19 protein-coding genes are annotated in these 21,900 nt (G+C 49.1%); 14 read left to right on the top strand and 5 right to left on the bottom strand.

Annotated elements, in window-relative coordinates:
* Nucleotides 1-8: 8 nt before the first annotated feature.
* The 4 genes from GC097_RS03040 (at nt 9) to GC097_RS03025 (ending at nt 2,755) form a co-directional block, all read left to right on the top strand.
* A complete protein-coding gene (locus GC097_RS03040; protein ID WP_171681883.1) occupies nt 9-434 on the top strand; it encodes a DUF4395 domain-containing protein in 426 nt (141 codons plus the stop codon).
* Between the two features lie 183 nt (nt 435-617).
* Nucleotides 618-1,448: an alpha/beta hydrolase family protein gene (locus GC097_RS03035; protein WP_171681882.1), complete on the top strand. Its 831-nt coding sequence runs from the start codon at nt 618-620 to the stop codon at nt 1,446-1,448.
* A 20-nt stretch (nt 1,449-1,468) separates the two neighbouring features.
* Nucleotides 1,469-1,678 (top strand): YezD family protein, encoded by a 210-nt coding sequence (locus tag GC097_RS03030; protein WP_171681881.1) that lies wholly within the window; start codon nt 1,469-1,471, stop codon nt 1,676-1,678.
* A gap of 120 nt (nt 1,679-1,798) precedes the next feature.
* The gene (locus GC097_RS03025) at nt 1,799-2,755 is read left to right on the top strand and encodes an alpha/beta fold hydrolase (protein ID WP_171681880.1); all 957 of its coding nucleotides are present in this window, start codon (nt 1,799-1,801) and stop codon (nt 2,753-2,755) included.
* A gap of 108 nt (nt 2,756-2,863) precedes the next feature.
* On the opposite strand, the gene GC097_RS03020 is transcribed toward GC097_RS03025, so the two are convergent.
* The 4 genes from GC097_RS03020 to fadR all read right to left on the bottom strand — a co-directional run bounded on the left by GC097_RS03020 (nt 2,864) and on the right by fadR (nt 5,846).
* On the bottom strand, nt 2,864-3,289 hold the full coding sequence (locus GC097_RS03020) for an ester cyclase (RefSeq protein ID WP_171681879.1): 426 nt from the start codon (nt 3,287-3,289) through the stop codon (nt 2,864-2,866).
* Between the two features lie 161 nt (nt 3,290-3,450).
* The gene (locus GC097_RS03015) at nt 3,451-4,434 is read right to left on the bottom strand and encodes an electron transfer flavoprotein subunit alpha/FixB family protein (RefSeq protein ID WP_171681878.1); all 984 of its coding nucleotides are present in this window, start codon (nt 4,432-4,434) and stop codon (nt 3,451-3,453) included.
* 20 nt (nt 4,435-4,454) lie between these two features.
* On the bottom strand, nt 4,455-5,219 hold the full coding sequence (locus GC097_RS03010) for an electron transfer flavoprotein subunit beta/FixA family protein (RefSeq protein WP_171681877.1): 765 nt from the start codon (nt 5,217-5,219) through the stop codon (nt 4,455-4,457).
* Nucleotides 5,220-5,258: 39 nt separating this feature from the next.
* Entirely contained in the window at nt 5,259-5,846 is a 588-nt protein-coding gene (fadR, locus tag GC097_RS03005) for a fatty acid metabolism transcriptional regulator FadR (RefSeq protein WP_171681876.1), read from the bottom strand.
* Nucleotides 5,847-6,093: 247 nt separating this feature from the next.
* Here fadR and GC097_RS03000 point away from each other — a divergent pair, with 247 nt between their 5' ends.
* The 7 genes from GC097_RS03000 (at nt 6,094) to GC097_RS02970 (ending at nt 17,951) form a co-directional block, all read left to right on the top strand.
* The gene (locus GC097_RS03000; RefSeq protein WP_171681875.1) at nt 6,094-8,127 is read left to right on the top strand and encodes a (Fe-S)-binding protein; all 2,034 of its coding nucleotides are present in this window, start codon (nt 6,094-6,096) and stop codon (nt 8,125-8,127) included.
* A gap of 37 nt (nt 8,128-8,164) precedes the next feature.
* Nucleotides 8,165-10,558, top strand: coding sequence for a 3-hydroxyacyl-CoA dehydrogenase/enoyl-CoA hydratase family protein (locus GC097_RS02995; RefSeq protein ID WP_171681874.1), 2,394 nt, complete (start codon nt 8,165-8,167; stop codon nt 10,556-10,558).
* A gap of 62 nt (nt 10,559-10,620) precedes the next feature.
* Nucleotides 10,621-11,802 carry an acetyl-CoA C-acyltransferase gene (locus tag GC097_RS02990; protein ID WP_171681873.1) on the top strand — a complete coding sequence of 394 codons (1,182 nt, stop codon included), beginning with the start codon at nt 10,621-10,623 and terminating at the stop codon, nt 11,800-11,802.
* Between the two features lie 396 nt (nt 11,803-12,198).
* Nucleotides 12,199-13,971, top strand: coding sequence for an acyl-CoA dehydrogenase FadE (locus tag GC097_RS02985; protein ID WP_171681872.1), 1,773 nt, complete (start codon nt 12,199-12,201; stop codon nt 13,969-13,971).
* Nucleotides 13,972-14,007: 36 nt separating this feature from the next.
* Nucleotides 14,008-15,678 carry a long-chain-fatty-acid--CoA ligase gene (locus GC097_RS02980; RefSeq protein ID WP_171681871.1) on the top strand — a complete coding sequence of 557 codons (1,671 nt, stop codon included), beginning with the start codon at nt 14,008-14,010 and terminating at the stop codon, nt 15,676-15,678.
* Between the two features lie 63 nt (nt 15,679-15,741).
* Complete coding sequence (locus GC097_RS02975) at nt 15,742-16,158, top strand: PaaI family thioesterase (RefSeq protein WP_171681870.1); 417 nt, start codon at nt 15,742-15,744, stop codon at nt 16,156-16,158.
* 194 nt (nt 16,159-16,352) lie between these two features.
* Complete coding sequence (locus GC097_RS02970; protein ID WP_171681869.1) at nt 16,353-17,951, top strand: PucR family transcriptional regulator; 1,599 nt, start codon at nt 16,353-16,355, stop codon at nt 17,949-17,951.
* A gap of 33 nt (nt 17,952-17,984) precedes the next feature.
* Here the strand turns inward: GC097_RS02970 and GC097_RS02965 are convergent, their stop codons facing one another.
* A complete protein-coding gene (locus GC097_RS02965) occupies nt 17,985-18,854 on the bottom strand; it encodes a metallophosphoesterase (protein WP_171681868.1) in 870 nt (289 codons plus the stop codon).
* Between the two features lie 140 nt (nt 18,855-18,994).
* Here GC097_RS02965 and ytxJ point away from each other — a divergent pair, with 140 nt between their 5' ends.
* The 3 genes from ytxJ (at nt 18,995) to GC097_RS02950 (ending at nt 21,826) form a co-directional block, all read left to right on the top strand.
* Complete coding sequence (gene ytxJ, locus GC097_RS02960; protein ID WP_171681867.1) at nt 18,995-19,336, top strand: bacillithiol system redox-active protein YtxJ; 342 nt, start codon at nt 18,995-18,997, stop codon at nt 19,334-19,336.
* Nucleotides 19,337-19,542: 206 nt separating this feature from the next.
* Nucleotides 19,543-20,424 (top strand): DMT family transporter, encoded by an 882-nt coding sequence (locus GC097_RS02955; RefSeq protein WP_171681866.1) that lies wholly within the window; start codon nt 19,543-19,545, stop codon nt 20,422-20,424.
* 91 nt (nt 20,425-20,515) lie between these two features.
* Nucleotides 20,516-21,826 carry an MFS transporter gene (locus GC097_RS02950; RefSeq protein ID WP_171681865.1) on the top strand — a complete coding sequence of 437 codons (1,311 nt, stop codon included), beginning with the start codon at nt 20,516-20,518 and terminating at the stop codon, nt 21,824-21,826.
* Nucleotides 21,827-21,900: the final 74 nt, after the last annotated feature.

The raw sequence follows: 21,900 nt of genomic DNA, 5'->3' as shown, positions 1-21,900 counted from the left end.
TGACAGCGATGAGAGAAGTCCCCATTTCCTTTGTGAAGGCCAATCAAACAGGCATTGTTGTTTTTGTTCTACTGGCCTTAGCGTTTCAGTGGGCATGGTTGGTTGGTATACTTTGGGTCATTCAGGTGCTTGGATTAGTTGGCGGAGCGAAATGGAATGTGTTCGTGGTGGCATTTAAGAAGATCTTTTCCTATAAGGTGACAACAGCAGAAACGCAAGCGCAGGAGTTGACCAGGTTTAACAATGCTTTGGCTGTATTATTTTTATCCATATCTCTGGCAGCTTTTGCGATTGGCTGGGCTTTCGTCGGCTATCTGTTTGCGGGATTTTTACTTCTGGCAGCAGGCGCAGCGCTCCTTGGCTATTGCGTTGGATGCACGATTTACTTTCAGTACAAACAGTTTGTAAATAGACAGAGATTCAAGCGCGGTTAATGAATGACAAATATGGAAAGACTCTCACTTGGGGATACTTTGGTGAGGGTCTTTTCGAATCAACTTATTTTTACCGAAAATATGTTAAAAACAGGATTGACACCCTCGTAAGTGGATGCTAATATTGGTATATACCTAATTCATACTAATCTTATCGGAATTATACGAAAGGGAGTTAACATCATGGAGCATGCTATCACTATACAGAGCGACGACATCGAATTGGCCGCAACGCTGCATTACCCTACGAATCAAACAGGAGCTGGGCAAGCCGACTGTCAGCGTTGGCCGCTGGTCATCATCTGTCATGGTTTTATCGGAAGCCGGATCGGCGTGGATCGGCTGTTTGTGAAGGCAGCGCGTGAATTTAGCTCCAAAGGATATTTGGTACTGCGCTTTGATTACGGCGGTTGCGGCGATAGTACCGGAGATTACGGTGCAGGCGGGCTGGATGTTCTCATTGAACAAACGCGCAGAGTCATTGATTATGCGATAACCATTGATTGCGTAGATTTAAGCCGTGTTATCTTGGTTGGACATAGTTTGGGCGGAGCTGCAGCCGTATTGACCGCAGCGAAAGATTCCCGTGTCAAAACGCTTGTGCTTTGGTCAGCAGTGGCACACCCGCATAACGATATCGTTCGGATCGTAGGCAGGAGTGAATATGAGAAACTGCCGTTAGGCGGCGCCATTGATCATCATGGTTATTTACTAACAAGCCGTTTCTTTGATTCGTTAGCGCAGCATCAGCCATTTGAACAACTGCGAAAATTTAATGGCGATGTTCTCGTCTTGCACGGAACAGCCGATGAGATCATCCCTGTTGATTATGCCCCTTTATATCAGAAAATGTTTTGGCTGCGCAATGAAGGGCAATGCGAGCTTGATCTTATTTATCAAGCGGATCATACGTATTCGACATCTGGAGCGACCAAAGAACTATTTGAGAAAACAAGTAATTGGCTGTCCTTTATTCAGAAACGGAAAAACGACTGGAATGACTGGACGATATGATAAAGAGCGGAGGAAAAGAGATGGCGAAACCATTGGAATTAGATGACATTTGGGTGGACAGAATTAAACAAATGTTAAACGGGTTGGAATACGGATCGGTACAGATCGTGGTGCATGATGGGAAAATTGCTCAAATCGATAAAACAGAGAGAAGACGATTCGACACTCCCGCGCAATCTCAGTCCCAATTGCAAGCTGTTAAATCAGTTAAACAAACCAGCAAAGCCTAGCTATCATAAAGATAATCATGAGCAGCCTTCTTTCTTCGGAAAGGGGCTGTTTTCACGTGAAAAGAGAAGTATACTGAAGAGAATACAGGAACTGCAGGTGGCAGGGAGGCCAAAGAGTTTATGAGAAAGCAGCATTTTATATGGCAGGACGATGAGCATAACAACCACTATGTGTACGAATGGCTTCCCTTGGAAACGATTGCAATTAAAGGTATTGTGCAGATTGCGCACGGCATGGCCGAAACGGCCGAGAGATACGAAAGGCTCGCTGAGGTGTTGACGAAAAGAGGGTATGCCGTCTATGCGAACGATCATTTGGGACATGGGCGAACAGCCGGAACGCCGGATGCCGTTGGTAAATTTGGCAAGAACAGCTTTGAGCGTATGGTGGATAACATGGGGAAGATTACAGGAAAAATTCGGGAGCGGTATACGAATCGGATGCCGTTGTTCGTAATGGGCCATAGCATGGGCTCCTTCTTGACGCAATCTTATATGGGTACTTATCTCGTACAATTTCCCGACCATGTACAAGGCATCATATTGTCGGGATCAAATGGGAGCGAGGGGGCTGCGCTTAACGCTGGAATCGCGTTAGCGACTGCTGAAGCGGCGATTCGGGGTGACCATCATCGCAGTTCGCTGCTGACGTCGCTATCTTTTGGAGCGTATAATAAAAAATTTGCTCCCAACCGGACGTCTTTTGATTGGTTGAGCACGGACAAGGCGGAAGTCGATAAGTATATGGACGATCCATACTGTGGTGTGATGTTTACGTCCGGTTTTTTTCAGGACTTCTTCCGTGGGTTGAAGGCCATCCATCACCCGGCGCATGTTCAGCGGATTCCGAAAAAAATGCCGGTCTATATTTTCTCAGGGGAGGAAGACCCGGTTGGCGGGCATGGCAAAGGGGTTCGCAGATTGATCCGGATGTATCAGGAGCTCGGACTTACGAAGGTCAGCAGCAAACTTTATCCGGGCGGTCGGCATGAGATGCTGAACGAAGTGAACCGCGAGGAAGTTATGGCCGACTTGGCGGGTTGGTTGGACCAGCAGGTTGGGGAAGAGCGGAGATAAAAGCCTTTGGAGACTGCTATTTGCCCTCAAAGGGGAGAAAAAATAGAAATAAGAGCCTTCAAAGGCTCTTATCCATGGAAAGATGACGGTGGTTATACGACAGCTGGGCTAGTCAACGTTCCGCTGAAGCTGCTGACGGATGCCTTCGCGGTCGATTTGAATCCAGTACTCGACGATCCGTTCTTTCTCGACCCGATAAACAGCGCTCGCAATTTCTACGATGGTTTTGCCTGTAGGGGCAAATCCATCCACTTCGCCGACATGTGTGCCGGTTTGCTTCCAACGGACGAAGACGCGATCGTCCTGAGCGATAAGCTCTTGAACATCTAACGTAAAATCGCCATATGCGGCGATCATTTCCCTGACGTGATCAGCATAATTGGCAGGGGTGCGGTGAAAGGTTGTTTCGTTCTCGGCCGTCATTTGATGAGCCAGCACTTGTTCGGCCATGTACTCATGAGCAGCATCGGGGTGTAATCCGGTACGGACGTTATGGAAAAATTGCTGAACGATTTCTGATGGTGTTTTTGACATCGATGAGGACTCCTAACTTGCTTGAACTGTACAATGAGTTTACTAGAATAGCAGTTGGATGACAAGCGAGTAGCTCCAGTAATCGGAAATGCAAAAAGGAACTAGAGGGCTCCGGACCATAGTTCCCAAATGAATGATGCGCGCGCAAGCAAGCAAAGTGGCTACTTCAGCAGCTGCCGGAATTCCTCCGTCAACAGCGGCACGACCTCAAACAGATCGCCGACGATGCCATAGTCGGCAACTTTAAAGATCGGCGCTTCGGCATCCTTGTTGATGGCGATGATGACGCGCGAAGAGCTCATCCCCGCAAGGTGCTGGATGGCGCCGCTAATGCCGCACGCGATGTAGATCTCCGGCGTCACAACCTTGCCGGTCTGGCCGATTTGCATCGCGTACTCGCAGTAGCCCGCGTCGCAGGCTCCGCGGGATGCCCCGACAGCGCCGCCCAAGACGGCAGCCAGCTCTTCGAGCGGCTGGAAGCCTTCGGCGCTGCGCACGCCCCGTCCGCCGGAGACAACGATCTTGGCTTCTGCCAAGTCGATGGCGCCGGACGTTTTCTTCACCACCTCCCGAATGATGCTGCGCAGGGAGGGGGCCGGGTAAGCAACATCGACAACGGCAGCCTGACGCGAAGCGTCCGTCGCTTGGGGGGCGATGTTGTTGGGTCTGATCGTGACGACCCAGATGCCGTCCGGGTCCGTAAACGCTTTCTTCTCGACGGCTTTGCCAGCGTATAGCGGCCGCGTGAACTGCACGCTGTCGCCGCTGCGCGAGATCGCCGTCACATCCGAGAGCTGGCCGGCGGAGAGCTTCGCTGCGGCCAGCGGCGCAAGATCGCGGCCGAGAGCGGTATGGCCGAAATAAAGCGCTCCTGGCTTCACCGCATCGCTCACTGCCAATAATGCGCTTAAATATGCTTCCGAGCTATAGCTCTCAAGCGCAGCGTCTTCAACGACATAGACGTTGTCCGCGCCATACGCGGCAAGCTCGCCGGCAAGCGCTTTGATACCGCTTCCGCCAATCAGAACGGCGTGTATCGCATCGCCGTCTGCAGCGGAGAGCTGCGCAGCGCGCAAGGCTTCGAAGGTAACTTGACGCAGTTTGCCTCCGCGAGCTTCGGCAACAACGAGAAATATTTTAGCCATAGATGGTAGCCTCCTCTTCCTTAAATCACTTTGGATTCGTTGCGCAGCGCTTGGACAAGCTCAGTCACCTGCTGAGTGAGCTCGCCACTCAGAATGCGGCCCGCTTTGCGTTCCGGCGGGAGTGTTAAGGCAATACGCGTTGTTTTGGCGGCAGCGGAGCTGAAACCTTCAATGTCATCTAGCGTTAAGTGCCTAAACGGTTTCTTCTTAGCTTTCATAATGCCCGGCAGCGAAGGGTAGCGAGGCTCGTTCAAGCCTTGCTGGGCCGTGAAAAGGGCGGGGAGCGGAACTTCGATCACTTCCATATCGCCTTCTGCATCGCGGTGAGCAACTGCCACGCCTCCCGATATGTCAAGCTTCGTGATGGATGCTACATGAGGTAAATCAAGAAGGGAAGCGATGCGGATCGCCACTTGGCCGGCACCGTTATCGACAGAGAAATTACCGCCTAACACCAAGTCGAAGGACTGTCCGCGCAAATACTGCGCCAAGATTTCGGCAACCTCGAACTCATCCCCTTGAATGCGGTCATCCGTGATGAGAATGGCCTCATCCGCCCCCATAGCCAGAGCGGTGCGCAGTGCTTCTGCCGTTCGGTCAGGTCCTACGGAGAGCAATGTGACCTTACCCCCGAATTCATCCCGCAGCTGAATGGCTTGCTCGACGGCATATTCATCGTAAGGATTGATGACGAATTTGACGCCATCCTCTTGCACGCTGCCCCCTTGCAGAACGATTTTCTCCTCTGTATCGAACGTTTGCTTCAATAATACAAAAATGTCCATAGCCAAGCTCCTTCCTGAATATACATGATATACAGACCCTTAAGCCTCGATGCCTTTCATAAAAAAGTTAATCGTAGGGCCAACTTGAGCGGTTAAGGAATACTTTTGCCCGGAGATAAGCCAAGAGGTCACAACTTCATCCATGCCTCCGAAGATGAGAAGCCTTACGAGTTTCACATCAAAGTCAGCGTGGAAGCTCCCGTCTTGTTTGCCTCTTTCTAATATATTTTCGATGAGAATAATATATCTCTTGAGGGCAAGGCCAATCTCTTTGCGCAGCTCCAAATCACTCTGGCGCAGCTCTATCTGGGTAAGGAAAGCAAGATTGACATTCGCTTCAAGCTCGCTGAAATGAATTTCGCAAACTTTGTACAGGGCTTCTTTCGCTGTCATTTGCTCCGTGAGGCCGGAGTTGAATTTCTCAACAAGCTCGCCTAATTTCTCTTGAAACAAACTTGTCAAAATATCCTCCTTCTTTTTGAAATATAAATAGATGGTTCCGTCGGCCACTCCGGCTTCCTTGGCGATCCGGGATACTTGGGATTTGTGAAAGCCGTTCTCGGCAAAGACGTTCAGAGCGCCTTCGAGAATTGCATAGTACTTGTCTGGTTTTTTGCTACTTGTCAAGAAGATCACCTCGGTGTTAAGATACAGATATTGGTGAATGAATACTCATTCATTTTTGTAATCCCATCATAAAATACGTAGTACGCCTTGTCAACGACTTATTCAGCTTAAGAAGCAAGTAAGAAAGTTAGCCGGCTTACAGCAAACAATGAAGCATTTTTCAACTCTGGAAATAGGGGCATATGGAACTTGCTTTTTTACGATCCACCAATGTAAGCGCTATCTTTTCAATGCAAGGAGGTCCTCTATGATCGGTTCACTCATTCAGTTTCTATTGTTTCTAATGGTTACAGGTTCCGCGTTGTACTTGTTTGGCCGGGTTGTATACCACCGGTACTTGTACATCCAGCTGGGAAAGTCAGTGAATTTAAAGAAAGAAGCAAAAGCGCGCCTGAAGGAATTCGCCATTCAAGTTTTCGGTCAGACGAAGCTCCTGAAGGATATGAAAAGCGGCATCATGCACATTGTCATCTTCTATGGCTTCCTTATTTTACAGCTAGGGGCGCTTGATCTCATTCTAAGAGGATTAATAGGCCGCGGGCTGCCGCTTCCCGGTTATGATTATTTCACCTTCATTCAGGAAGTGACGGTTGCCCTGATTCTGCTGGCGATGGGTTATGCGACTTACCGTAGGTATATCGAAAAGCTCAAACGCTTAAAACGCGGGTGGAAACCAAGCATCGTTGTTTTCTTTATCTTTTTCCTCATGCTTTCCGTCGTGGTCAGCGGAGGTTTTGAGCGGGTGCGGGAAGGGCTTGAAGCTTCTGGCTATGCTCCTATCTCATCTTTATTTGCGGCCATGTTTAGCGGTCTCTCGCATACGGGGGCGGCCATAGGGTTTTATGTCAGCTGGTGGATGCATCTGCTGATCCTGCTGTCTTTTCTGATCTATGTTCCCCAATCGAAGCATTTTCATATTATTACTGCACCTATCAACATCTTGCTCAGACGTACAGAGCCAACCGGCAAGCTAACCTCGCTTGATCTGGAGGATGAAGAAGCAGAATCGTTCGGTGTTGGCAAAATTGAAGATTTTACCCGGAAGCAAATGCTTGATTTCTACTCCTGTGTGGAGTGCGGGCGCTGTACGAATGTTTGCCCGGCTAATACGACAGGCAAGCTGCTTTCGCCGATGCACCTGATTACGAAGCTCCGCGATCATTTGACAGAGAAAGGCGCCGCCATCACGTCCAAATCGCCATGGGTGCCTGCTGCCGCATTTGCCGTACAAAGCGGACATAACCCACTGGAGGTTGAGCTTATCGGCGGAGTAATCACGGAGGAGGAGCTGTGGGCCTGCACAACTTGCCGCAACTGCGAGGATCAGTGTCCGGTCGGAAATGAGCACGTAGACAAAATTGTGGATCTGCGCAGACATTTGGTGCTTACGCAAGGCAGTATGCCGCATGACGGTCAGCGTGCCCTGCAAAACATTGAGCGTCAAGGCAATCCGTGGGGAATTAGCAGGAATGATCGCGTGAAATGGATCAAGGAAATAGACCCGAATCATGAGCTGAACGTTCGTACGGTAAAGGAAAATCCCGACTTCGAGTATTTGTTCTTCCTAGGCTCCATGGGCTCTTATGATAACCGCAGCCGCAAAATTACGCATGCTTTCGTGAAACTGATGAATGAAGCCGGGATCTCCTTTGCCATTTTGGGGAATGAGGAGAAAAATTCCGGTGATACCCCCCGCCGTATGGGGAACGAATTCCTGTTCCAACAGCTGTGTGCCGACAATATTGCGACTTTTCAAAAGTATAAGGTTCGAAAAATCGTAACGGCCTGCCCGCACACGTACCATATTTTTAAAAATGAGTATCCTGAATTCGGCTTGGAGGCCGCCGTTTTTCATCACACGGAGCTGTTGGATATGTGGGTGAAAGAAGGGCGCCTGAATCCTCAATACGAAGTGCAAGAACGCATCACGTATCACGATTCGTGTTACTTGGGCCGTTATAACGAGGTATATGAGCAACCGCGCAGCGTGCTGCGTGCGATTCCCGGGGCCGTATTGGTGGAGCAGCCGCGATCCCGCGAAAACAGCATGTGCTGCGGTGCCGGAGGCGGCATGATGTGGATGGAAGAAACAGCCGGAACTCGCGTTAATGTAGCACGCACTGAACAGCTTCTGAGTGTGAATCCGACAGTGATTTCTTCGGCCTGTCCGTATTGTTTAACGATGGTGGAGGACGGTACGAAGCTTAAGGAGGTAGAGGAGCAGGTTAAAGCGCGGGATATCGCTGAAATTCTTGCCTTGTCTGTGTTTGGAACCGCGTAAGACAGACTGAATATTTCATGTAGGAGGGTATTTCCATATGACAAAGATTCGTACTGCTGCCGTTATCGGCTCCGGTGTAATGGGCTCCGGCATTGCTGCCCATTTGGCAAATGCAGGCATTCCCGTGTTGCTGCTCGATATGGTGCCGACCGGGCTGCTGCCGCAAGAAGAATCCGCGGGACTAACGCTGGATCATCCCAAAGTGCGGAACCGGTTAGCGGTTAACGCCATGGATAAGCTCAAAAAGACGAACCCGGCGCCTCTATACAGTGAAGCCTTCATGGACCGGATCACGCCCGGTAATTTGGAGGATGATTTAGCGAAGCTTGGCAGCGTGGATTGGATCATTGAAGTTATCGTAGAAAATTTGCAGGCGAAGCAGCAGTTATTAAGCCGTATTGAAAAGGTGTGGAAGCCGGGAACGATCGTTTCCTCTAACACGTCAGGCATTTCGATTCATGCGATGATCGAGCAGGCAAGCGATGCATTCAAAAAGCATTTTTTAGGCACCCATTTCTTTAATCCGCCTCGTTATATGAAGCTTTTGGAAGTTATCCCAAGTGAACACACAGACCCGGCGATTGTATCTTTAATGACTGAATTCTGTGAGAAGAAGCTGGGGAAAGGCGTCGTGCAAGCCAAGGATACGCCGAATTTCATTGCGAACCGGATCGGTACGTACGGGCTTTTGGTTACGTTGCGTGAAATGTTGGCCAATGGTTATTCCGTTGAAGAAGTCGATGCCGTCACAGGTCCGGCTATGGGCCGTCCGAAGAGCGCGACGTTCCGAACGCTGGATCTTGTCGGTCTGGATACATTTGTGCATGTGGCGAATAATGTGTTTGGCCTTGTGGATGACACGATTGAGAAGGAAGTTTTCGACACGCCGGAAATTTTAAAAACGATGGTAGAAAAAGGTTGGATCGGGGAGAAGGCTGGCCAAGGTTTTTATAAAAAGGTAAAGTCTGAAACCGGAAAAGAAATTCAGTCGCTGGATTTGGGCACTATGACGTATGCGGCCAGCCGAAAGATCAGCTCGGCATCCTTGGAGGCGTCGAAGCAGGCCAAAGGCACAAGCGGCAAGCTTAAAGCTTTGCTTGGCGCGAAGGATCGGTATTCCGATCTGGCGTGGAACATTTTGAAACCCGTGCTGCTGTACTCCGCAGAAAAAATGAATGAAATCGCGGATTCCATTGTGGAGATCGATCGTGCGCTCAAATGGGGCTTTAATTGGGATTTGGGTCCGTTCGAGACATGGGATGCGATAGGGCTAAAGCGCTCTGTGGAGCGCATGGAAGCAGAAGGCAGCAAGGTGCCTGACTGGGTGAAAGCATGGATTGCTGCAGGCAACGACAGCTTCTATAAGAGCAAGGAAGGCCAAAGCTTTTATTATTTGAAAAATGAGTATCGCGGCATTGAAGCAAAGCCAGAGCTTATTTCACTGTCAGCATTAAAACAGCAAAATAAAGTGATCCGCTCAAACAGCGGAGCGAATTTAATCGATATCGGGGATGAGGTTGCCTGCTTAGAATTTCAGTCGCCGAACAATGCCATAGGCGGAGATATCCTCACCATGATTCAACAGAGTGTAGATGAAGTGCGCAGCAATTACCGCGGACTTGTCGTGGCAAATGAAGGCAAAAATTTCTGTGTCGGCGCTAACCTGATGCTGCTTCTCATGGAAGCGCAGGATGGCGAGTGGGATGAAGTGGACGGCATTATTCGTTTATTCCAAAATTCCATGATGAAGCTGAAAAGCTTGGAGAAGCCGGTTGTTGCAGCTCCGCACAAGATGACGCTCGGCGGCGGCGTTGAAGCTTGTATGCCGGCCGATCAAATTATTTTCGCAGCGGAGACGTATTATGGGCTCGTTGAGGTTGGCGTGGGCTTAATTCCTGCCGGCGGCGGCTGTAAGGAACTGGCGCTTAAGGCCAGTGCGCTTGTGCGCGATCCGGAAGTGGATCTCCAGCCATGGATCAATGCAAGCTTTGAGACCGTGGCGATGGCGAAGGTGTCGACGAGCGGTCACGATACGAAGCGGCTCGGATATATGCGTCCCCAAGATACGGTCGTGATTAATGACGATCACCGGATTTATGAAGCGAAGCAAGCCGTCCTTCGCATGGATGCGGCAGGATACTCGCCGCCTGCGGTGGAGAAAATCCGCGTCGTCGGGGAAAACGGCAAAGCGGTTATGCAGGTAGGCGCGTATTCGATGAAACAGGGCGGCTACATCAGCGATCACGATGTCCTGATTGCCAACAAGCTTGCGCATGTGCTTGCCGGCGGAAATGTCTCTGCAGGCACGCTGGTCACCGAGCAATATTTGCTGGATCTGGAACGGGAAGCTTTCCTGAGCCTGTGCGGAGAACTGAAAACGCAGCAGCGTATGCAATATATGCTCTCTAAAGGTAAACCGCTGCGCAACTAAGCGGTGATTGCGAACGGAAATAAGTGAAAGTGTCCCTACTACTTTGATTGAGGTGAGAAACGATGAAGGAAGCAGTCATTGTATCGATCACGCGTACCGCCGTCGGACGCGCAAAGAAAGGCAGTTTCGCTCAAACGAGAGCGGAGGATCTCGGCAAAGCCGTTTTGGAAGAAGCGGTGCGGCGGGCGCCAGGCCTCGATAAAGGCGATGTCGACGACATCATCATCGGCTGTGCGATGCCGGAGGGCGAGCAAGGGCTCAACTTCGCCCGCACGATGGCGCTCTATGCGGGCTTCCCGGTGACCGTGCCGGCGATCACGGTCAATCGCTTCTGCTCCTCCGGGCTGCAGGCCATCGCTTATGCGGCGGAGCGCATTATGCTGGGCCACGCGGAGGTGATTATCGCCGGAGGCGTAGAGAGCATGAGCCACGTCCCAATGACGGGCTTCAAGCTCTCGCCGCATCCGGGGCTTGTCGAGACTATGCCTGAGGTGTACATGGGCATGGGGCATACGGCCGAAGCTGTGGCGGAGCGCTTCGGCATTTCGCGCGAAGCGCAGGATGGCTTCGCGGTGCGAAGCCATAAGCGGGCGGCTGCGGCGATAGCAGCCGGCAAGTTCGTGGATGAGATCGTGCCGGTGGCTACGAGCGTGAAGGGCATTGACGAACGCGGCAAAGCGTTTGAGCGTTCGTTTGTATTTGCTGCGGATGAGGGCGTTCGCCCCGATACATCCGTGGAAGGGCTTGCCAAGCTGAAGCCTGCGTTCAGCTTGAACGGTTCGGTGACGGCGGGCAACGCGTCACAGACGTCGGACGGCGCAGCGGCAGCCGTGCTGATGAGCCGTGAGCGCGCGGAGGCGCTCGGGCTGAAGCCGCTGGCGACGTTCAAGGCGTTCGCGCTTTCCGGTGTGGAACCGGAAATTATGGGGGTTGGCCCGGTGAAGGCGATTCCGAAGGCTTTGCAGATGGCCGGCATCACCCAGGACCAGGTGGATCTGTTTGAAATCAACGAAGCGTTTGCTTCGCAATGCGTCCATATCATTCGCGAGCTCGGTTTGAATGAGGAGCTGGTCAATGTGAACGGCGGCGCGATTGCGCTGGGCCATCCGTTAGGATGTACGGGCGCGAAGTTGACGACTTCTTTAATTCATGAGCTGCAGCGCCGAGGGGGCGGTTACGGCGTAGTTTCCATGTGCATCGGAGGCGGGATGGGCGCTGCGGGCGTCTTTCAAGTGCACGCTTGATTTGGGTGTCTAATGCGTTACCCTCCCGTGACTCACTCGTTATGTTGTCACTCATTAATCTAGCGGGAGTCCCATTTAATCTACTATTATCCTGTGCACGCCTGTAATTAACGGGATTTCCTCCAGTTAATCAATCATCAAATTGTAGAATCGTTCAATTAACGGGAAATTCTCCCCCCTATTGGCTGCCTATTCGCTTAAAACGATCCAATCTGTTCGATTTAGCGGGAGTTTTTCCATCTAAAATAAGCTTTTCTGAAATAATCCGCTGAAATAACGGCAGTAATTCCAGTTATTTGTTTTTAGCGGAAGGGGGGAGTTCCCGCGCTGTTTTTGCTTCCTTTCTCGCATCCAATTATTAACCCTTGTCCAATTCATTCTGAGGAGAGATGAACCATGTCCGATAAAATCGTAGGCGGCAGCTTTGTCATTTCTGATATCGATTTTCATAATATCGTAACTCCGGAGGATTTTACGGAGGAACATCGCATGATTGCGGACACGACGCGCGATTTCGTAGCGGGCGAAGTGCTGCCGAATGACGAGCATCTGGAAAAGCTGGATTATGATTTGACGGTTAAGCTGATGAGAAACGCTGGGGAATTAGGGCTGCTGGGAGCCGATGTGCCGGAAATGTATGGCGGGCTTGGGCTGGATAAGGTAAGTTCCACGGTCATTAGCGAAAATCTGGCGCGTGCTTCCGCGTTTGCACTTTCAATTGGCGCGCATGTCGGGATCGGAACGCTGCCGATTGTGTTTTTCGGGACACCTGCACAGAAGAAAAAGTATTTGCCCGATCTCGCCACAGGCGCGAAAATTGCAGCCTACTGCTTGACGGAGCCGACATCTGGTTCCGATGCATTGGGTGCGAAGACGACCGCGCGGCTTTCAAATGATGGGAAATATTACCTCTTAAACGGCTCTAAATTGTATATTACGAATGCCGGATTCGCCGATATTTTCATCGTCTACGCTAAAATCAACGGAACGGACTTCACAGCGTTTATTGTAGAAAAAGGCGACCCGGGCTTTACGCTCGGACCGGAAGAGAAAAAGATGGGGATTAAAGGCTCGTCGACCCGACCGCTCTTTTTTGAAGATGTCAAGGTGCCGGTGGAGAATTTGCTTGGCGAAATCGGGAAGGGGCACCTGATTGCATTTAATATTTTGAATATCGGCCGTTACAAGCTGGCTACGGGCTGTTTGGGCGCAGCCAAGGAAACGATCGAATTAGCATCCAAATATGCCAATACCCGTCAACAGTTCAATACGCCAATCTCCAAATTCCCGCTGATCGGCAAGAAGCTGGCTGAAATGAATATTCAAACGTATATGTTAGAGAGCATGGTGTATAGAACGACGGGCTTATTCGATGACATGCTCAAAGACATCGATCATACAAGTCCCGATGCCGGCAAACATTCGGCGAAAGGGATTTCTGAATACGCGCTGGAATGCTCGATCAATAAAGTGTTCGCATCGGAAGTTTTGGATTTTGTCGCAGATGAAGGCTTGCAAATTCATGGGGGCTACGGCTTTATTCAGGAATACAAAATTGAGCGTATTTATCGCGATTCGCGCATTAACCGCATATTCGAAGGAACGAATGAAATTAACCGCCTGCTCATTCCGGGGACTTTAGTGAAGAAAGCGATGAAAGGCGAACTGCCTTTGCTGCAAAAAGCGCAAGCGCTGCAAGGCGAGCTGCTGTCGATCGTCCCGGGCCAAACATTCGAGGGCACGCTCGCTGAAGAGACGCATCTCATTTCGATGGCGAAGAAAATTTTCCTTATGGTTGGCGGGCTTGCTGTGCAAAAGTACGGCATGGCACTAGAGAAAAATCAGGAAGTATTAAGCAATTTGGCTGATATGATGATCCAGATTTTTGCGGGGGAGAGCGGACTTCTACGTACGCAAAAGCTGATCGCCAAAGCAGGGGAAGACAAATCGGTCAATGCGATTCAAATAACAACGGTATTCGTGCACGAAGCTTTTGACAAAATTGAGGCATACGCGAAGGAAGCGCTTAGTACGATGGAAGAAGGAGATGTGCTTCGGACGCAATTATCCATATTGAAAAAGCTGGCAAGACGCAGCACAGTCAATACGACTCAATTGAAGCGCGACATCGCCGCACGTGTTATTCAGGGTGAGAAATTCATCGTATAGTCATCGGTGTGAAGAACCTGAAGGGGATGGTTTTGTATGAGTGAGACAAAGCCTTGGCTGCGTCATTATCCGGAGGAAGTGGCGCCGACTTACGAGTACCCTAAGCATAATCTTGCACGTTTGTTGGTAGATTCCGCTCAAAAATATTCGGACCGGCCTGCCTTATATTTCATGGGTAAAACGCTGTGTTATCGAGAAGTGCTTGATGCATCGTATCGTTTTGCAAATGTTTTAAAAGCTTTGAGTGTGAAGCCGGGAGACCGCGTGTCGATTATGCTGCCCAATTGTCCGTCCGCCATTATCGCTTATTTCGGCACGCTCTTGATGGGCGGGATCGTCGTTATGACGAATCCGCTATATATGGATAGGGAGCTGGTTCACCAGCTCTCCGATTCTGGGGCAACGGTCATTGTCACGCTAGATTTATTGTTCGACCGCGTGCAGAAGGCGAAAGCAAGGACGCCGATTCAACACGTTATTGTAACGTCAATCAAAGATTATTTGCCTTTTCCGAAAAATGTCTTGTATCCGATTAAAATGAAAAAAGACGGAGCAAAGCTGGATGTCGTCTATGGTGAGGGCGTTTACGCTTTCAAAAAATTGCTGCGGGAAACCTCAAGAATACCCGATTGTGTTGACGTGGATGCAGATACGGATATTGCTCTGCTGCAGTATACGGGCGGTACAACAGGGATTTCCAAGGGAGTTATGCTGACTCATTCGAATTTAATCGCCAACGCGTATCAAACGATGAAATGGTGCTACCGGACTCAAATGGGAAGCGAGCGTTTCCTTGGAGCGATTCCTTGTTTCCATGTATTTGGTCTGACCGTATTGCTGAATCAAGCGATGCTGCAGGCAGGAATGCTGATTCTGATACCGAAGTTCGATATTGATACGATCCTGGACACGATTAACAAAATGAAGCCGACGATTTTCCCCGGAGCACCGACGATGTACATTGCTATCATTAATCACAAACGGGTGAAAGAGGTTGATATTTCTTCCATTAATGTTTGTGTAAGCGGTTCAGCTCCCCTTCCCTTAGAAGTTCAGGAGCGATTTGAAGCGTTGACTGGCGGTAAATTAATTGAAGGCTACGGGTTAACGGAAACTTCCCCGGTCACACATGCCAATCCCATTTGGGGTTATCGGAAAATCGGATCGATCGGCGTTCCTTTACCGGATACGGCGGCCAAAGTGGTCGATGTGAATTCCGGCGAAGAATTGCCAATCGGTGAAATTGGGGAATTGTTAATCAAAGGCCCGCAGGTGATGAAAGGGTATTGGCAGCGTGAGCATGAAACCGCCACGACCATTCGAGACGGCTGGCTCTATACGGGCGACATGGGACGTATGGATGAGGATGGTTTTTTCTCTATTGTTGACCGTAAAAAAGACTTGATCATTGCCGGCGGCTTCAATATTTACCCGCGTGAGATCGAGGAGGTGCTCTTTGAGCATCCGGCCATATTGGAAGCGGTGGCGGTCGGTGTACCGGATGAATACCGGGGGGAAACGGTGAAAGCATTTATCGTGCTGAAGCCCGGCATGACGTTGACGGAGAAGGAACTTGAGCTGTGGTGCCGGGAACGCTTGGCTGCATTTAAAGTGCCTCGGAAGGTGGAATTCCGTCAATCTTTGCCGAAAACAATGATTGGGAAAGTGCTGCGAAGGCAATTACTGGAAGAAGAGAAAAAAACTTAGCGGTCTCTTCTTGTTTGTTCACATAAGGGTTAGCCCTTTGCAAGAAGAGTGGAGGGGGATCCTATGGATAATACTCGCGAGCGAGTGAATAGACGGCTGCAGCAGTTGGCGGCATCAGCGGAGCTTTCATTTTGGGGCTTTCTCGGCTGTGAATTCGTAGATATGAACGATGGGGTCATTACAATTGCCTTGGAGGCAAAGCCCCATCATTTAAACCCGATCGGTATTGTTCATGGCGGCGTTCTTTCCTCTTTGCTGGATAATGCCATGGGCATTGTTGTGATGACAGCCAGACCCGAGGATAAGGTTGTGACAACGAATTTGAACGTGCACTTCGTCGCTCCGCTCTATGAGGGGCGGTTGACGGTAACGGCCGAACTTGTTCATCAGTCTCGAAAAATGATTACGGCACAAGGGCGAGTGCTGGACCGGGAAGGAAATTTAGGGACGATGGGAACGGGAACTTTTCGCGTCATATAGGTTGTATGAGTTTGCGGGACATGTGCGAGCATGTTCTTTTTTTAATTTCATGTCACTTAATATGACATGAAATTAAATTACAGTCATAAAATGTTCATAAATTTTTCGTTAATGTCATATAAGTTAACATATAGTCATTGACTGTTTACTAATGTCATCCTATAATCTTTAAAAAGGCATAAGGGGGGAGCACCATGCATCTTACCATTCGCGAAGCATTATCCATCTATCCATTAACGGAAGCGAAGCTAGTAGCTGGCAAACAAGGGGAATCCCGCATCGTTAAATCAGTCAATGTGATGGACGCACCAGATATTGCCGATTGGACGAAATCCGGCGAAATGCTCTTCACTACCGCTTTCGCTATGAAAGACAGTCCGCAGGAAACGGTCAATCTGCTTCGTAAATTAAATGATCGCGGCGCTGCCGGGCTGGGCATTAAACTGGGACGATTCTGGACGGAGCTGCCACAGGTTGTTGTCGAGGAAGCGGATCGGCTGCATTTTCCAATTATTGAGATGCCTTTTCAATTTACATTTTCCGATCAAATGAATGCCTTGTTCAATGCGGAATACCGCCGCAATACGAAGATGCTGCAATCCGTGCTGGAAAAGCAGACGAAGCTGATGCAGTTCGGTTTGAAACAAGAGAATATGGCGTCTATGTTCCAATTGTTAAGCAATATCCTTGGCTATCCGATGGCTGTGGTTTCTGCCAGAGGGCAGATTCTATATAATACAAGCGCTTGGACACAAGAGCAGTTGGTTCAGAACTGGCCTAAGCGAAAATCAGGTTGGGTTTATGCCAACAAAGACCGTGCGTATCGGGTGGGACTTTGTCAGCAAGAAGATGAACTTCTGGGGCATTTGCTCATTATGCCGGATGTGGTGCTGCTTGCAAATGTGGAAGAAGGCTTGTTTCAGCAAGCTGCAGACATCTTAACTTTTCATATGAGCTATACCTTCCGGTCGCATGTCGAGGCTTCGGCGGAGCGGGATATGGTTAACTCGCTGCTGCGGTATTTGGAGAAGGGAACATCGCTCGAGGAGTTCTTGGAACAAGTGGAGAACAGAAACTTATCGCTTTTCACGGGCGGATACCAATGCGTTATAAGTAAAAGCAAGCCGGACAGTCAGGCGGATGAACAACGCCAAGGGAAGCTGAAGCGCTTGAAACAGTATATGGAGCTGCATCCTAAATCCAATATTTTGCATGCGAGCCACTTTATTATTCGGGATATGATGTTCTCTGTTTATTCCGCGAATCATGCCGATAACTTCCCCGAAGAGGAGTTGTCGCAGCTTCTGATCAAGTATGCGGGGGATTCTGGCTGCAGAGAGGAAGCTGGCGAGATCGCTTTCTATACAAGTGCAATGAAGACAAAGCCGACAGCTTTAAGAGAAGCTTACATGGAATGTATGGAGACGCAGCGAATGGCGGATAAACTCGAGCTTTCCGACCGGGTGGTTCATTATGAAACGATAGAGTTTGCGCATCTTTTTCAACATGTGTCGGTGAATATGATGGAAGACTATTGCGCTAAAATACTTCGTCCGCTCTTGGAAAGGGATGCCGAGTACTCGCAAGAAATGATTCGGACCTTAGAAGTGTTTATCCGCAATGACGGTCAAGTCAGCGAAGCCGCGAAGCAATTATTTATTCATAGAAATACGGTCACTTACCGATTAGAGAAGATCAGTGATCTCTTGCAAGTGGATTTCAAAAAAGTCAATGACCTGTTGAAGCTGAAAGCCGTTTTCTTATTCCGTCAGTTTTTGCATGTCAGACAATAAGGCTTGAACCCTGTCATGCTGCTGCGTAGGCGCTCAGGGTTTTCTTTTTTGTAACGTGATGACTGTAATTTCAGGTCTGCATAGGAAGCGGAAAGGGAGGAACGTTGTTCCTATGCCCCGATTGGTATAAACAAGCATCTTGGAATCGGGCACCTCATAAAGCCCCATTACGTAATTTTTAGCTTGGAGCGGGGTGAAGAGGGCGCCGACAACAGGCAATCGGACCTGACCGCCATGCGAGTGCCCGGATAATTGCAAATCAATGGGTAAGGCGGCAGCTTCATCAGCGAAATCGGGACAATGAGAGAGAAGGAGCGTGAACATTTGTGTATTGGCACCTTGAAGGGTCATTGTGATATCGGGATTGCCGGTGAGCTTGTCTTCAACGCCTGCAATTTGAATGGTCTGTCCTTTGTATGAGATCTTTTTAAAAGCATTAAGCAGCATTTGAAAGCCGCCTTCTTGGAGGATCGACAGAGTATGGTTTGTTTTGTTCAATTTATCATGGTTTCCAAGGACAGCCCATTTGCCTAAAGGAGCCTCAAGGCTGGCGAGCAATTTGCTCGTTGATGCGGGGTCTTCCGTAATTTGGGAATCGAATAAATCGCCGGTGAAAGTTACGATATCTGCTTTTTCATGATTGATAAGGCTCACGATATGTTCGAGATCCTGCAGGTTTAGATGATGACCGAGATGTAAATCGCTGAACTGCAATAGTTTAAGGCCGTGAAAGTTATTTGGCAGTCTTTCAAATGAAAGGTTGATTCGTGTGAATTCGTACCATTTGGGTTCGATGTAACTGGCATAACTGCCGGCAAGACCTCCGGAAGCCAGCAGAGAACCGGCAAGCACAGCGCCTTTTTTTAGAAAAGCGCGTCTTGATATTTGGGGTGGTGATTGCATAAATTCCTCCCGTTCCATGATGTCCTAGGTATATCCTGATTATACCAAGAAGGAAGCGGCGTATGCGAATTGTGCGAGTTGCATATGAGGATTCGTTACTTTATACTAATTTTAATGTAATGGGAAGGGAGATGTAGGAAATGTCAGCATGGAAAGAGCTCACAACCGTTGATCAATGGCAGGAAGTTCTCGATCGATCCTCCGATAAACCGGCGGTCGTCCTGAAGCACAGCACAACATGTCCGGTTAGCGCAAGCGCGCTGGATGAATACGAAGAGTATTTGTCTGGAAAACCGAATAGCGATGTCGATTATTATTTGGTGAAGGTGATCGAATCCCGTCCGGTTTCAAACCAAATTGCGGAGGATCTTGGAATTAAACACGCATCGCCGCAAATTCTTTATTTTAAAAATAAAGAATCCATTTGGAACACCTCTCACTGGTCTGTCACAACCAAGCATATTACGGCTGTTTTAGACTAATAGCGCAAGGAATGATTCGAGAGCCCTTTTGGTGGCTGCCTAAGTATATTTAGGTGGCTCCAGGAGGGCTTTTTTTTATACCCTTCCCCTTATTTTGATCATTGAAGAAAATTGAACGATGTTTAAAAAAGATTGGCAATCCCAGCTTCCTCTTATATAATTATTTGGCATCAACAGGTATCTACTAACTAAGGAGTTTTGCAAGTATGAATGCAATGAATAAAACCAAAGTTCCGATCTCTGTTTATTTGTTGATCGGCATTATCGCGATCTCGTTCTCGGCTATTTTTGTCAGATGGTCAGATGCGCCAGCCTCAGTCACCGCCATGTACCGGCTGCTGATGACGAATGTGCTTATGCTTCCTTTTCTATGGAATTACCGAAACGAGATTACTAGAATTCGCCGAAGAGATTGGTTGCGCACCGCGGCTTCCGGTATCGCACTGGGCCTGCATTTCTTATTTTGGATGGATTCTCTTCGTTTTACAACGGTCGCTAGCTCAACTGCGATTCTGACACTGGAGCCGATCTTTGTACTTGGCGGAGCGTTTCTGATTTACGGCCAGCGAACGAGCCGCAAGGCGGTCATAGCGATGTGTGTAGCAATTATAGGCGCCATCTGTATCGGATGGGGAGATTTTCAATTTTCAGGAACCGCACTGAAAGGAGACTTTCTATCTCTCATCGGAACGGTTGCGGTTGCGCTGCATATGCTTTGGGGTAAAAGTTTGAGAGAGCGCATTTCCGCTTTCGTGTACAGTTTCTTCGTCTTTTTGTTCGCAGGACTCGTTCTAGCGGTAACAAACGTTGCCACGGGCACTTCATTCACAGCCTATCCGGCCAAAGAGTGGGGAGTATTCTTGCTGCTTGCGATCATCCCCACTGTTTTTGGTCATTATGTGTTTAATTGGCTGCTCAAGTACATGAAAGCATCGTCCGTTTCGATGACGGTCTTGGGAGAGCCGCTGGGCGCGTCTTTGTTGGCTTATTTTTTACTTGGCGAAAAAATTACCGCGATCCAGCTTCTGGCAGGTTGTATACTGCTAGTGGGAGTTGGCTTGTTCTTGCGCAGCAACGAGAAACAGTAACAGTTTTTCATGCTTTAATCTCACGCTTTAATTGAACGCAGGTAAAATAAGAGGGTTGGCAGAAAGTTTTTTTCTACATTGGAGGGATAACGTGAGATTTCGTGATTTTCACCGTAATGTCAAACTAAGAATCGGTCTTTCCTTTCTATCCGGCACTGCCAACAATATGGTACTTCCCTTTATGTCGATCTACTTTTCCGGAAAATTAGGCGATACGAGCGCTGGGCTTGTCGTCATCCTTGGCATTTTAGCAGGCGTCATCGCAGGTTTCATCGGCGGCTATTATGCTGACCGGATTGGACGCAAGAAGCTGATGATAACTGCAGAAATAGGCTGGATGATCTGTTTTATGGGCATGGCCGTTTCCAACTCGCCGTGGTTTTCATCGCCGTGGATGACATTTGTGCTTATGATTTTTGTAAGTATGTTCTGGGGGGTTCACGGACCGGCGAATGATGCGATGCTGCTGGATGTTACTGCTCCCGATATTCGTAAATTCATGTATGCCATCATGTATTGGTTGAACAATTTATCTTTTGCTATTGCCGGTATAGCGGGGGCATTCCTGTTCAAATCGTACTTATTTGAGTTGTTCATTGGTTTATCGGTGATTGGAATGATCACGCTAATGGTTACTTATTTCTTTATTGATGAGGTTTACCGACCGCAGTCTGATGAGGGGGAACCGGGTCGCAGTCAGAGGAAGACATCGATGTGGTCCAATTATCAGTTGGTGCTGCGTGACAAGACGTTTATGATTTTCACAGCAGCTTCCTTGCTTCTTGTATCCGTTGAGTTTCATTTGGGCAATTATGTCGGTGTCAGACTGGAAAAAGAGATGGTAGCTGCTCCGTTCATCCCATGGATGGAGTCATCTTGGCACGTTGACGGACTCAAAATGCTAGGCTTTATCCGCACGGAGAATACCGTACTCGTTGTTGTACTTTCGGTGTTGATGGGGGTCTTAATGCGGCGGTTTTCGGATAGCAAAGTGCTGTTTGTCGGCTATGCTTGTTATATTTTGGGCTACAGCTACTTAGCTTACAGCAATCAGCCTATGCTGCTGCTGCTCTCGATGCTGATTGCGACGGTTGGTGAGCTGATGTATGTGCCGATTAAGCAAGCTTATCTGGGCAACATTGCTCCTGATCATGCACGCAGTTCTTATATGGCATTATATGGGATGGTGTACAAAGGGGCCATGCTGCTTGGCGGTTTTGGCGTTATCATTGGGGGATGGACTCCGTCATGGATGATGGCGTCGCTTATCTTGCTAAGCGGGCTTGTCGGCATGGCGATGTTTTACGCAATTCTCGCTCAATTAGAGGAGCGCAAAGTGAAGGCGGAGATGAGCTACAAGGCATCGACTGCACCAAATGCGAGTGCGAGCGTTTCGCTTTAAGCTCTCCGCTGTCAAAGAGTAAACAAGGGGCTGTCCCATAGGACTTTCAAGTCCTGAAGGGACAACCCCTTGTT

Origin of the sequence: Paenibacillus planticolens (genome assembly GCF_013141725.1) — a bacterium.
In the GTDB taxonomy this organism is placed as follows: domain Bacteria; phylum Bacillota; class Bacilli; order Paenibacillales; family NBRC-103111; genus Paenibacillus_E; species Paenibacillus_E planticolens.
The sequence above is the reverse complement of the archived record's forward strand: the minus strand, read 5'-3'. Positions and strand labels throughout refer to the sequence as shown.